The following is a 12,480-nucleotide window of genomic DNA, read 5'->3' on the forward strand; positions in this document are numbered from 1 at the left end:
GCCGGGTTCAGACGCCGAGCAGCAGGCGGCCTGGGTCTTCCAGCAATTCCTTGATGGTGTAGAGGCAGGACACGGCGTCGCGCCCGTCGATGATGCGGTGGTCGTAGGACAAGGCCAGATAGATCATGGGCCGGATCACGATTTGGCCGTCCTCCACCACGGGCCGGTCCTTGATGGCGTGCATCCCCAGGATGGCGCTTTGCGGCGGGTTGAGGATGGGCGTCGAGAGCATCGAGCCGAAGATGCCGCCATTGGTGATGGTGAAGGTGCCGCCGTTGAGTTCCTCGTAGGTCAGCTTGCCGTCGCGGGCGCGTTTGGAGAATTCGACCACGGCCTTTTCGATGTCGGCGAAATCCTTTTGATCGGCGTCGCGCAGCACCGGCACCACCAGGCCGCGGTCGGTCGAGACCGCGAGGCCGATGTCGTAGTAGTCGTGGTAGACAATATCGTTGCCCTCGACCGAGGAATTGACGATGGGATAGCGCTTCAGGGCTTCCACCGCCGCCTTCACGAAGAAGGACATATAGCCCAGTTTGACCTTGTGGGCCTGCTCGAATTTGTCCCGGTAGCGCTTGCGGAGGTCGTTGATGTTTTTAAGGTTGACCTCGTTGAAGGTGGTCAGGGTGGCGGTGGAGCGCTGGGCGTCGATCAAGCGCTCGGCGATGCGGGCGCGGAGCCGGGTCATGGGCACGCGGCGGTCGCCGGGACGGGTGGCCGGTGCCGGTTGCGGGGTGGGTGCGGGCCGGGCGGGTTCCGCCGCCGGTCGGGCCGGGGCGGCTTGCTGGTGGTCGAGGTAATGCTGTACATCCTCCCGCGTGAGCCGCCCCTCCCGGCCCGTGCCTTGGATGGCGGCGGAGTCCAGCCCATGCTCGGACAGCATCCGGCGCACGGCGGGACTCAGGGTCGGCGGGAATTCGGGCCGGGGTTCCGGGGCGGCGGCGGGCGGCGGGGCGCTGGGCTTGGGGGGTTCCGGCACCGGGGCCGCGGCCGCGGGCTTGGCCTCGGTGTCGATGACGGCCAGCAATTCGCCGCTGGTCACCACATCGCCCTTGTGGCGGAGGATTTCCAGCAGGACGCCGTTTTCCGGCACCGGCACTTCCAGCACGACCTTGTCGGTTTCGAGGTCGATGAGGTTGTCGGACTTTAGGACCGGGTCGCCGGGCCGCTTGTGCCAGTCGAGCAGGACGGCGTCGCTGACGGATTCCGGGAGGTTAGGGACTGTGACTTCTATGCGCATGGACGATCCTGACGGATTGTTGAGGGTTCACGGCCCGGAACAGCGCGTCTTCCACGACTTTCTTCTGCTGTTCCAGGTGGCGGTGGAATTGGCCCACGGCGGGCGCGGCGGACATGGGGCGCCCCGCGTAGCCGAGGAGGATGTCTTTTTCCAGGAGGGATAGGAAACGGTGCTTGATCTGGTGCCAAGCGCCCTGGTTCTCGGGTTCTTCCTGGCACCAGACCAGTTCCCTGAGGTTGTTGAACGGGGAGAGCTGTTCCAGGAAATAATCGAATGGGAACGGATAGAGTTGCTCGATGCGGATCAGGGCGACATGTTCCAGATGTTCCTTGCGGCGGGTTTCCAACAGGTCGTAGAACACCTTGCCGGAACACAGCACCACGCGGGTGATCTTGTCGGGATCGTGCGGGTCGATCTCGCCGATGACGTTGTGGAAATGGCCCCGCGTCAGGTCTTCCAGGGGCGAGATCGCCAGCTTGTGCCGCAACAGGCTTTTCGGGGTCATCACGATCAAGGGCTTGCGGTAGCGCCGCACCAGTTGCCGCCGCAGCAGGTGGAAAATCTGGGCCGGGCTGCTCGGCACGCAGACCTGCACGTTCTGCTCGGCGCACAGTTGCAGGTAGCGTTCCAGCCGGGCCGAGGAATGCTCCGGTCCCTGGCCTTCGTAGCCGTGGGGCAGCAGCATGGTGAGGGCGCACAAGCGGCCCCATTTGGTTTCGCCGGAGGTGATGAACTGGTCGATGACGACCTGGGCGTTGTTGGCGAAATCGCCGAACTGGGCTTCCCAGATCACCAGGGTCTCGGGTTCGGAACTGGCGTAGCCGTACTCGAAGCCCAACACGCCTTCCTCCGACAACAGGGAGTCGTAGATATGGAATTTGCCGCCTGGCCCGTCCAGATGGTGCAACGGGACGTGGGCCGCGCCATTGTCCTGGTCGTACAGCACGGCGTGGCGGTGGAAGAAGGTGCCGCGCCCCACGTCCTGGCCGCTGATGCGGACGTTGTAGCCTTCTTTCAGCAGGGAGGCGTAGGCCAGGGTTTCGGCGAAGCCCCAGTCCATCGGGATTTCCCCGGTCGCCATCTTGCGGCGGCTGTCCATGACGGCGGCGGTCCTGGAATGCAGCGAGAAACCGTCCGGCACGCGGGCGATCTGTCCGGCCAGGCCGCGGGCGGTGTCGAGGTCCAGGGTCGAATCGTAGTCCACGCTCCATTCCGCGCCCAGATAGCGGTCCCAACTGGTTTTCAGGTAGCTGGCGGCGTCCGGCAGCACCGGGCGCGACACGATCTCGTCGCGCTTGAGCGAACCCTGGTAGTCTTCCTCCATGCCCAGTTCGTCCTCGCGGCTGATGACGCCCGCCTGGATCAAGGTTTCGGCGTAGAGCCGCCGCACCGGCGGATGCTGGCGGATGAAGCGGTACATGGCGGGTTGCGTCACCGCCGGCTCGTCGGCTTCGTTATGGCCGTGGCGGCGGTAGCAGATCAGGTCGATCACCACGTCGCGCTTGAACCTCATGCGATAATCGACCGCTAGCTGGGTCACGAACAGCACGGCCTCGGGGTCGTCGCCGTTCACATGGAACACGGGTGCCTGGACCATGTTGGCCACGTCGGTGCAGTACAGCGTGGAGCGGGCGTCGAACGGGTTGCTGGTGGTGAAGCCGATCTGGTTGTTGATGACGATGTGGATACTGCCGCCGGTGGTGTAGGCGCGGGTTTCGGCCATGTTGAGGGTTTCCATCACCACGCCCTGCCCGGCGAAGGCGGCGTCGCCATGCACCAACACCGCCAGCACCCCGGTTTCGCCGTCGCCGTCGCGGCGGTCCTGGCGGGCGCGCACCGAGCCTTCCACCACCGGGCTGATGATTTCCAGGTGCGAGGGATTGAAGGCCATGGCGAGGTGCAGCGGACCCTTGGGCGTTTGCAGGTCGGAGGAAAAGCCCATGTGGTATTTCACATCGCCCGCGCTGGCGTGGGGCGGGGCGCTGGTGTAGGTGCCCTCGAATTCCTGGAACAGGGAACCCGGTTTCTTGCCCAGGATGTTGATGAGGACGTTGAGGCGTCCGCGGTGGGCCATGCCGATCACGATTTCCTGCGTGCCCTGGTCGCCGGCCCGCTGGATCAACTCGTCGAGCAGCGGGATCATGCTTTCCGCGCCCTCCAGCGAGAAGCGCTTCTGGCCCACGTATTTGCGGTGCAGGTATTTCTCGATGCCCTCGGCGGCGGTCAGCATCCTCAAGAGCCAGCGCTGGGATTCGGCGTCGGGCAAGGCCCAGGTGGTGGCGGTTTCCAGCCGTTCCCGCACCCATTGCTTGATCTCGCTATCGACGATATGCATGTACTCGGAACCGATGGCCCCGCAGTAGGTGCGCTTGAGCCGGGCGATGATCTCGCGCAGCGGCAGTTTCTTGGAGCCGCGCATGATATCGACGTAGAACGGGCGGTCGAGGTCGGCGGCGTCGAGGCCGTAGTGGGCCGGGTCCAGGTCCGGCAGGGCGGGGGGCGGGGCGAGCTTGAGGGGATTGTTGTCCGCCGCCTGGTGGCCGCGGGTGCGGTAATGGTAGATGAGCCGGTCCACGGCGGCCTGCTTGCGCAGGGCTTCCTCGATATCGGCGGGCATCGTCGCCGTGGGCGGGGTGGCGGGATGCAGGCGCACCGGTTCTTGGATGGACTTGAATTTCTCGCGCCAACTGGGATCGACCGATTCGGGATCGCGCTGGAAACGTTCGTACAGGTCTTCGAGGAAACCGACGTTATCCTCCGCGCAAGCGGAGGACTCTTCGAATAGGTATTTGAGCGTGTTCATATTGCCGTCTTGGAATATCCACTGGGTGTCTTCGATGGGTGGCCGGGACCGCGTGGCCCGGTGGGGTGGCCCCATGGCAGGTATGATGTGGTGGTGCCGCCTGGGCGGAGGTCCAGGCACGGATACGGGATGGGGCTGGGGCGGTGCGGGGCACCGGTCGGAAAGGCGTAGGTCGGCGCAACGGATGGGGGACGTGGCTGTTGGGTCATTGGGGTGTGTGGCCGTCCGGCGTTTACTTTAGATTGTAGGACTAGAGCCGCAACAAATCGACCCTAACCTTGTCGCGGGGCGATTCATTGCTTACCCTCAAGGCGTGGCTTGGACCAGCGGAGTGAACGATATGTTCGATGGCATGGTGGGTCGTTTACCGATTTTCGACCGGGGCTTGGAGGTGTTCGGCTATGAGCTGAGGTTTTGCGACCGGGCAGCCCTGCGCCGGGGCGGGGGCGGCGTGGCCGGGCCGGAGACCTTGCGCGAGGCCAGCCATTGCCTGTCCCTGGCCGATTTGGTCGGTGGTGGCCGGGCCTTGGTCCGGGTGCCGTCCGATGGCTTGGCCGCTTGCGCCGAATGGGGCTGGCCCAAGGCGCGGGTCGTCCTCGCCGTGCCGGGCGCGGTGGCGCGGGATGCCGGGCTGGGCGCGGTGGCCGGAGGCTTGGCGGCCTTGGGCTACGCCATCGCCTTGTGCGATCCCGTAGGCGATCCCGGCCGGCTGCGCCGGGAAGCCGCTTATGTTTCCCTCTGCTTGTTCGACGCGGACCGGCTTGCCGCCGGGGTGGCCGGATGGCCGGGCGGGCACGGCTTGGATCCGCGGTGCTTGGTCGCCGGGGTCGGCACCCGCGACCAATTCGAACGTTGCGTCAAACTGGGATTTCATTATTTCCAGGGGGCGTTCGTCGAGCGTCCGGGTCGGCTGCGCGGCCCCGACATACCGGGCAACCGGCTGGCCCTGCTGGAACTGCTCGCCAAGTTGCAAAACCCCGATATTTCCATCGCCGAGGCCGAAACCCTGATCGGCCGAGATATGGTGCTGAGCTACAAACTGCTGCGCTTGATCAATTCCGCCTTCTTCGGGCTGGGGAAGCCGGTGGAATCGATCCGCCGGGCGGTGTTGGTGTTCGGTCTGGGCCGGGTGAAGAACTGGGCTTCGGTGATCTTGATGAACTCGGTGGACTACCAGCCCCGCGAATTGCTGGCGATGGCGACCTTGCGGGCGCGCACCTGCGAATCCTTGGCCCAGCATCTCAACCGCCCCGATCCCGAACATTATTATCTCGCGGGCTTGTTTTCCCTGCTGGACGCCATCATGGACCTGCCCAGGGAGCAAATCCTGGCCGCCTTGAACCTGCCCGCCCCGGTCCATACCGCCTTGTTGGAAGGCGCGGGGCCGGTGGGCGAGGTCTTGCGGCTGGCCCTGGCTTTCGAGCGGGCCGATCCGGCCCCGCTGGTCGCGGCGGGCTTGGCCGATGTGGTGCCGTCCCACCTGTACCTGGACGCTATACGCTGGAGCCGGGATTTGGGCGCGGCCTTGCTTGCCGCTTAGCGGTTTTAGCGTCCCTGTTGACGGTAATTCCCCAGTAAAACACTTGGCTGTCATGGGGGGGCGTGGCAGAATCGCGTCATCAAGCCGAAACAATCGATGACCATGAACGCCAATCCCTTGATCGACCGCTATGGTAGGCGGGTCCATTATCTCCGGGTGTCCATCACCGACCGCTGCGATTTCCGGTGTATCTACTGTATGGGCGAGGAGATGGAATTCCTGCCCCGCGCCCAAATCCTGACCCTGGAGGAAATCGCCGCCGTTTGCCGGGCCTTCGTGGCCTTGGGCGCGGACAAGATCAGGATCACCGGCGGCGAGCCTTTGGTGCGCAAGGGCGCGGTGGATTTGATGCGGGATATTGGCGGCTTGCCGGGCCTTAGGGAATTGGCGCTGACCACCAATGGCTCGCAATTGGAGGGCTGCGCCGCCGACCTCAAGGCCGCCGGGGTCAAGCGCATCAATGTGAGCCTGGATTCGCTGGACGCCGGACGTTTCCGCCAGATGACCCGGATCGGCGATTTGGGGCGGGTGTTGCGGGGGATCGACGCGGCGCTGGAACAGGATTTCGACAAGGTCAAGCTCAACACCGTGGTGCTGAAGGGCCGCAACCACGACGAGGTCTGCGATCTCGTGGCCTATGCCGTCGCCAAGCGGATGGATATCAGCTTCATCGAGGAAATGCCGCTGGGCGTGGTCGATGGCCACGACCGGGCCGAGGAATATTATTCCAGCGACGCCATCCACCGCGACCTCGACAAGCATTTCTCGCTGCTGCCCACGCCCGAGAATACCGGCGGGCCTTCGCGCTATTTCCGGGTGGTTGGCACCGCGACGCGGGTCGGTTTCATTTCGCCCCACAGCCATAATTTCTGCGGCACCTGTAACCGGGTCCGGCTCACCGCCGAGGGACGCTTGTTGCTGTGCCTGGGGAATGAGCATTCGGTGGACCTCAAGCGGGTGTTGCGGGCCAATCCCGGCGACGCCGCCAAGCTGAGGCAGGCCATCGTCGAGTCCATGCACCTCAAGCCCGAGCGCCATCATTTCGACCTCAAGGCGGAGCCGGTGATTTTCCGGCATATGAACGCGACGGGCGGGTGAGGCGGGGGTTATGGATTTTCCAAGCCCAAACGCCCGCTCCAATCCTTGGCGAACTGCCAGGCCACCCGCCCGCTGCGCGAGCCCCTGAGCAGGGCGTAGCGCAAAGCCTCGGCGCGGGCCGTGTCCCAATCCTCCAGCGGCGTCCCCAGCCGCTCCAGCCAATGGCGCACCACGGCCAGGTATTGGTCTTGGTTGAAGGCGTGGAACGACAGCCACACCCCGAAGCGCTCCGACAGCGAAATCTTCTCCTCCACCGCCTCGCCCTGGTGCAACTCGCCTTCGATCCAGCGGGCCTGTTGGTTGTCCTCGGCGTATTCGGGCAACAGGTGGCGGCGGTTCGAGGTGGCGTAGATCAGCACGTTGGGCGGCGGGGCGTGGAACGAGCCTTCGAGGATGGCTTTCAGCGCCTTATAACCGGCGTCGTCGGCCTCGAACGAAAGATCGTCGCAGTACAGGATGAATTTTTCCGGCCTGGGATGGAGCAGGTCCAGGATGTCCGGCAGTTCCACCAGGTGTTGGCGGTCCACCTCGATCACGCGGAGTCCGTCGGCGGCATACTCATGCAGCAAGGCCTTGACGAGCGAGGATTTGCCGGTGCCCTTCGCGCCCCACAACAGGGCGTTGTTGGCGGGCAAACCCTTGAGGAATTGCCGGGTGTTGCGGTCGAGTTCGGCTTTCTGCCGGTCCACGCACAGGAGATCGGCCAGCGCCAGCCGGTGCGGCCTGGGGATGGCCTGCAAGGGCTGGCGGGCCGCCGCGCCCCGCCAGCGGAAGGCGGGGGAGGCGTTCCAATCGACGGTTGCCGGCGCGGCGGGGACCAGCTGTTCTAGCCGGTCCACCAGCGCCGCGGCCTTTTCGAGGAAGTGGGCCAGCGCGTCCATCAGCTCTCGTCGCGGCCCGGCTTATTGGGCTTGCGCTTGGGCAGATGGACATCCACGTCGGCCCGCTTGCGGCCACCCGCCGGGCGATAGGGCGCATCGCCATCTTTTAACCGCAAGGGTTTGCGCGGGCCACGCTCGCCGCCTTCTTCCGGTTGCAGGTTGATGCGCTGGTTACGGACCCAGGTTTTTTTCAGGCGGGCGAAGCAATCGCCGGGCAGGTCTTCCGGCAGTTCCACCGTGCTGTGGGTGTCGTGCAGCTTGATCTGGCCGATGCGCCGGGCCGGGATGCCGCCCTCGTTGGCCAGCGCCCCGACGATATCCCTGGGGGTGACGCCATGCTCGCGGCCCACGTCGAGGGTGTAGCGGCGCATGGGTTCGGTATCGCGGCGGCGGTCGTCGCGGTCGCGGCGTTCCGGGCGGCGGTCGGAACCCCGGTCGCGGTCGAAGTCGCGGAATTCGCGTACCGGCGGTTCCGGCTCGTCCGGCGCGGCCAGGGGGCGTTCCTTATGCATCAGATGGGCGATGGCGGCGGCGATATCGGCGGGTTCGCCCAGTTCCTCCGTCACCATCTGGTCGACCAATTCGCGGTAGAAACCGATGTCCTCGTTGTCCAGCACCTCGACCAGCTGCGCCTTGAATTGCTCGATGCGGCGGTCGGCGATGTCTTGCAAGGTCGGCAGGCGCATCTGTTGGATGGGCTGGCGGGTGGCCTGCTCGATGGCCCGCAACATGCGGCGTTCACGCGGGGCCACGAACAGGATCGCCGTGCCCTTGCGCCCGGCCCGGCCCGTGCGGCCGATGCGGTGGACATAGGCTTCGGTGTCGTAGGGGATGTCGTAGTTCACCACATGGGTGATGCGTTCCACGTCCAGGCCACGGGCGGCGACATCGGTGGCGATGACGATATCCAACCCGCCCTTCTTCAAACGGTCGATGACCTTTTCGCGCAGGACCTGGCTCATGTCGCCGTTCAGCGCCGCCGCCTCGTAGCCGCGGGCTTCCAGCTTCTCGGCCAGTTCCACGGTTTCGGTCTTGGTGCGGACGAAGATGATCATGGCGTCGATATCCTCGGCGTCGAGGATGCGGGTCAGGGCTTCCAGCTTTTGCAGGCCCGACACCAGCCAATATTGCTGGTTGATGGATTCGACGGTGGCGGTCTTGGCCTTGATCTTGACTTCTACCGGCTCGCGCAGCTGGCCGTCGGCGATCTTGCGGATCACCGGCGGCATGGTGGCGGAGAACAGGGCGGTCTGGCGGGTGTCAGGGGTGTGTTCGAGGATCCATTCCACATCCTCGATGAAACCCATGCGCAGCATCTCGTCGGCCTCGTCGAGGACCAGGGTGGTGAGCGCATCCAGGTTCAAGGTGCCCCGGCGCAAATGGTCCATGACCCGCCCTGGGGTGCCGACCACGACATGGACGCCGCGGGCGAGGTGGCGCAATTGCAGGGTCATGCCCTGGCCACCGTAGATGGGCAGGATATGGAAACCTTCGAGGTGGCGGGCGTAGGTCTGGAACGCCTCGGCGACCTGGATGGCGAGTTCGCGGGTCGGGGCCAGCACCAGGGCTTGCGGGGCGCGGCGCTCGATATCGATGCGGTTGAGGACGGGCAGGGCGAAGGCGGCGGTTTTGCCGGTGCCGGTTTGGGCTTGGCCGATGAGGTCGCGTCCGGCCAGAAGGTGCGGGATGCACGCGGCCTGGATGGGGGAGGGGTTCTCGTAGCCGATTTCCTGGATGGTTTGCAGGAGTTCCGGGGAAAGGCCGAGGTCTTCGAAGGAGAGGTTGGTTTCGTCGGTCATGTGTTTCTGCTGAGTGAGGAAAGGGGTGGGGCCGCGCCGGAAGGGCGGCGGTCATCAAAATGGCTTGCCGATGGCCACCGTAGAGTGGGTGGCGATGGGAAAGCCGATTCGGTTGCTGGTTCGCGGTTCCTTTGTTTTGGGAAGCGCCGGGAGACTCCCAGGCCGAAACCTGGGAATCCCGCAGTCCTTAGGATTAACCCATCAGCGGCTTATACCGGATGCGGTGCGGATTCTCGGCTTCGTCGCCCAGGCGGCGCTTGCGGTCGGCCTCGTAGTCGGCGTAATTGCCCTCGAACCACACCACTTTGCTTTCGCCCTCGAAAGCCAGCATGTGGGTGGCGATGCGGTCCAGGAACCAGCGGTCGTGCGAGATCACCACCGCGCAGCCGGGGAAGTCGAGCAAGGCTTCTTCCAATGCCCGCAGGGTTTCCACGTCCAGGTCGTTGGTCGGTTCGTCCAACAGCAGGACGTTGCCGCCGCTCTTCAGCAGCTTGGCCAGATGGACGCGGTTGCGTTCGCCGCCCGACAGGTCGCCGATGCGCTTTTGCTGGTCGGAGCCCTTGAAGTTGAAGCGGCCACAGTAGGCGCGGGATGGCGTCTGGTAATTGCCGACGGTAATCATGTCGAGTCCGTCGGAAATCTCCTCCCAGACGGTCTTGTTGGGGTCGAGATGGTCGCGGGTTTGATCGACATGGGCGATTTGCACGGTTTCGCCATGGCGGATGGTACCACTATCCGGCGGTTCTATGCCCGCGATCATGCGGAATAGGGTGGTTTTGCCCGCGCCATTGGGGCCGATGATGCCGACGATGCCGCCGGGCGGCAGCCGGAAGCTCAGGTCGTCGACCAACAAACGGTCGCCGAAGCCTTTCCGCAAGCTTTTCACCTCGACCACCATATCCCCGAGCCGCGGCCCCGGCGGGATGTAGATTTCCTTGGTTTCGTTGCGCTTTTGGGTTTCCTGGTTGGCGAGTTCGTCGAAGCGCTGCAAACGGGCCTTGCTCTTGGCGTGGCGGCCTTTGGGGTTGGCGCGGACCCATTCCAATTCGGCCTTCATGGCTTTCTGGCGGGCGGATTCCTGTTTTTCCTCGATGGCGAGGCGTTTTTCCTTCTGGTCCAGCCAGGAGGAATAATTGCCTTCCCAGGGGATGCCGTGGCCGCGGTCGAGTTCCAGAATCCAGCCCGCGACGTTGTCGAGGAAATAGCGGTCGTGGGTGACGGCGATCACGGTGCCGGGGAAATCGTGGAGGAAGCGTTCCAGCCAGGCCACCGATTCGGCGTCGAGGTGGTTGGTGGGTTCGTCCAGCAGCAGCATGTCGGGGCTGGACAGTAGCAAGCGGCACAGGGCCACGCGGCGTTTTTCGCCCCCCGAAAGTTTGGTGACATCGGCGTCCCAGTCCGGGAGGCGGAGGGCGTCGGCGGCGATTTCCAGGGTGCGGTCGAGGTTGTGGCCGTCGCTGGCCTGGATGATGCCTTCCAGCCGGGCCTGTTCGGCGGCGAGGGTGTCGAAATCGGCGTCCGGTTCGGCATAGGCGGCGTAGACCGCGTCCAGTTGGGCCAAGGCGTCCTTGATGTGGGACAGGGCTTCCTCGACATTGCCGCGCACGTTCTTGCTGGGGTCGAGTTGCGGTTCTTGCGGCAGGTAGCCGATGTTGATGCCGGGTTGCGGGCGGGCTTCGCCGTTGTAATCCTGATCGACCCCGGCCATGATCCGCAATAGGCTGGATTTGCCGGAGCCGTTGAGTCCCAGCACGCCGATCTTGGCACCGGGGAAGAAGGAGAGCGAGATGTCCCGGAGGATTTCGCGCTTGGGCGGGACGACCTTGCCCACCCGGTTCATTGTATAAATATATTGAGCCATTTCAATGCCATGCCTTCGGCGTGAAAACCGATATTATTTCACGGTTCGCCGCCGGGTTCACGGCGTGTAGTTTCGCGGATGGAGGGGAGCAGCCGATGCGGCTAGAAGGTGGAATGAAAACGCGGGTCGTGCGGCGCTTGGCCGAAGTCGATGCCGCCGCGTGGAACGCGCTGACCGGAGGGGCTTATCCGTTCCTGCGCCATGAGTTCCTGTCGGCCTTGGAAGAATGCGGTTGCCTGGGCCAGCGGGTCGGGTGGATGCCGCGGCATTTGTTGTTCGAGGACGGGGCGGGGCGCTTGGTCGCCGCTTGTCCGATGTACCTCAAATTTAATTCCTTCGGGGAGTTCGTGTTCGATGGGGCCTGGGCCAGCGCCTATGAGCGCTCGGGCCTCGATTATTACCCCAAACTGGTGGTGGCCGCGCCGTTCACGCCCGCCACCGGACCACGGTTGTTGATCGCCCCGGAATACCGCTCCGCCGCACTGGCGGCGGCGATGATGGAAGCGGCCATCGAACTGGCCGATGAGGCCGGGGTGTCTTCGTTGCATTGGTTGTTCGCCACCGACGCCGATTTGCTGGGATCGCCGCGCTTGATGCGGCGGCTGGGCTGCCAATTCCATTGGGAGAACCGGGATTACCGGGATTTCGGCGATTTCCTGGCGGGGTTCACCGCCAAGCGGCGCAAGGAGGTCCAGCGCGAGCGGCGCTTGGTGCGGGAGGCGGGCGTCGAGTTGGAGCGTATCCAGGGTGGCGCTGTCGTGCCGGAACTCTGGCGCAAGGTCCACGAGCTTTATTGCGCGACCTTCGCTAAGCACGGCAATTATCCGGCGCTGACCGAGGCGTTCTTCCGCGAAATCGCCGCTACCATGGGCGATCAGGTGATGCTGGTGCTGGCCCGGCGTGGCGGGGACGTTATCGGCGCGGCTTATTTCCTGGTGGGGACCGAGTGTTTGTATGGCCGTTATTGGGGGTGTTGGGAGGAGGTGCCCGGTCTCCATTTCGAGGCGTGCTATTACCAGGGCATCGAGTATTGCATCGGGAACGGCCTGAAACGGTTCGAGCCGGGTGCCCAGGGCGAACACAAGATCAGCCGGGGGTTCTTGCCGACGCCGACCTGGTCGGCGCATTGGATCGCGCATCCGGGATTTAAGGAGCCTATCGCCCGGTTTTTGGAGCGGGAGGAACAGGGGATGCTGGGGTATATGGCGGAGCTTGGGGAGCGGTCGCCGTTCAAGGACGGTGGGGCATGAAGGTCTTGCGC

General features: G+C 64.6%; 8 protein-coding genes. 3 read left to right on the forward strand and 5 right to left on the reverse strand.

Annotated elements, in window-relative coordinates; translation table 11 throughout:
• Positions 1-7: 7 nt before the first annotated feature.
• Positions 8-1,237, reverse strand: coding sequence for a 2-oxoglutarate dehydrogenase complex dihydrolipoyllysine-residue succinyltransferase (gene odhB, locus B9N93_RS11420; RefSeq protein ID WP_085213718.1), 1,230 nt, complete (start codon positions 1,235-1,237; stop codon positions 8-10).
• A complete protein-coding gene (locus B9N93_RS11425) occupies positions 1,212-4,040 on the reverse strand; it encodes a 2-oxoglutarate dehydrogenase E1 component (RefSeq protein WP_085213720.1) in 2,829 nt (942 codons plus the stop codon). Before B9N93_RS11425 ends, odhB begins: the two co-directional genes overlap by 26 nt.
• Before the next feature lie 340 nt (positions 4,041-4,380).
• Between B9N93_RS11425 and B9N93_RS11430 the strand changes: the two genes are divergently transcribed.
• Both B9N93_RS11430 and moaA read left to right on the forward strand, forming a co-directional pair.
• Positions 4,381-5,580, forward strand: a complete 1,200-nt coding sequence (locus B9N93_RS11430) for an EAL and HDOD domain-containing protein (RefSeq protein WP_085213722.1) — start codon at positions 4,381-4,383, stop codon at positions 5,578-5,580.
• Between the two features lie 96 nt (positions 5,581-5,676).
• On the forward strand, positions 5,677-6,678 hold the full coding sequence (gene moaA, locus B9N93_RS11435; RefSeq protein WP_085213724.1) for a GTP 3',8-cyclase MoaA: 1,002 nt from the start codon (positions 5,677-5,679) through the stop codon (positions 6,676-6,678).
• Positions 6,679-6,686: 8 nt separating this feature from the next.
• Here the strand turns inward: moaA and B9N93_RS11440 are convergent, their stop codons facing one another.
• From B9N93_RS11440 to ettA, 3 genes are all read right to left on the reverse strand, one after another.
• Entirely contained in the window at positions 6,687-7,559 is an 873-nt protein-coding gene (locus tag B9N93_RS11440) for an ATP-binding protein (protein ID WP_085213726.1), read from the reverse strand.
• Positions 7,559-9,358, reverse strand: coding sequence for a DEAD/DEAH box helicase (locus tag B9N93_RS11445; protein WP_085213728.1), 1,800 nt, complete (start codon positions 9,356-9,358; stop codon positions 7,559-7,561). Before B9N93_RS11445 ends, B9N93_RS11440 begins: the two co-directional genes overlap by 1 nt.
• 193 nt (positions 9,359-9,551) lie before the next feature.
• A complete protein-coding gene (ettA, locus tag B9N93_RS11450; RefSeq protein WP_085213730.1) occupies positions 9,552-11,219 on the reverse strand; it encodes an energy-dependent translational throttle protein EttA in 1,668 nt (555 codons plus the stop codon).
• A 113-nt stretch (positions 11,220-11,332) separates the two neighbouring features.
• On the opposite strand from ettA, the gene B9N93_RS11455 reads away from it, so the two are divergent.
• Positions 11,333-12,469, forward strand: a complete 1,137-nt coding sequence (locus B9N93_RS11455) for a GNAT family N-acetyltransferase (protein WP_085213732.1) — start codon at positions 11,333-11,335, stop codon at positions 12,467-12,469.
• Positions 12,470-12,480 lie beyond the last annotated feature (11 nt).

The sequence above is a fragment of the Methylomagnum ishizawai genome (assembly GCF_900155475.1).
Lineage (GTDB): Bacteria > Pseudomonadota > Gammaproteobacteria > Methylococcales > Methylococcaceae > Methylomagnum > Methylomagnum ishizawai_A.

Bases quoted from the DNA above. Each gene is read 5' to 3' on its own strand.
- odhB (WP_085213718.1), bottom strand. From the start codon at position 1,237: ATGCGCATAGAAGTCACAGTCCCTAACCTCCCGGAATCCGTCAGCGAC.
- B9N93_RS11425 (WP_085213720.1), bottom strand. From the start codon at position 4,040: ATGAACACGCTCAAATACCTATTCGAAGAGTCCTCCGCTTGCGCGGAG.
- B9N93_RS11430 (WP_085213722.1), top strand. From the start codon at position 4,381: ATGTTCGATGGCATGGTGGGTCGTTTACCGATTTTCGACCGGGGCTTG.
- moaA (WP_085213724.1), top strand. From the start codon at position 5,677: ATGACCATGAACGCCAATCCCTTGATCGACCGCTATGGTAGGCGGGTC.
- B9N93_RS11440 (WP_085213726.1), bottom strand. From the start codon at position 7,559: ATGGACGCGCTGGCCCACTTCCTCGAAAAGGCCGCGGCGCTGGTGGAC.
- B9N93_RS11445 (WP_085213728.1), bottom strand. From the start codon at position 9,358: ATGACCGACGAAACCAACCTCTCCTTCGAAGACCTCGGCCTTTCCCCG.
- ettA (WP_085213730.1), bottom strand. From the start codon at position 11,219: ATGGCTCAATATATTTATACAATGAACCGGGTGGGCAAGGTCGTCCCG.
- B9N93_RS11455 (WP_085213732.1), top strand. From the start codon at position 11,333: ATGAAAACGCGGGTCGTGCGGCGCTTGGCCGAAGTCGATGCCGCCGCG.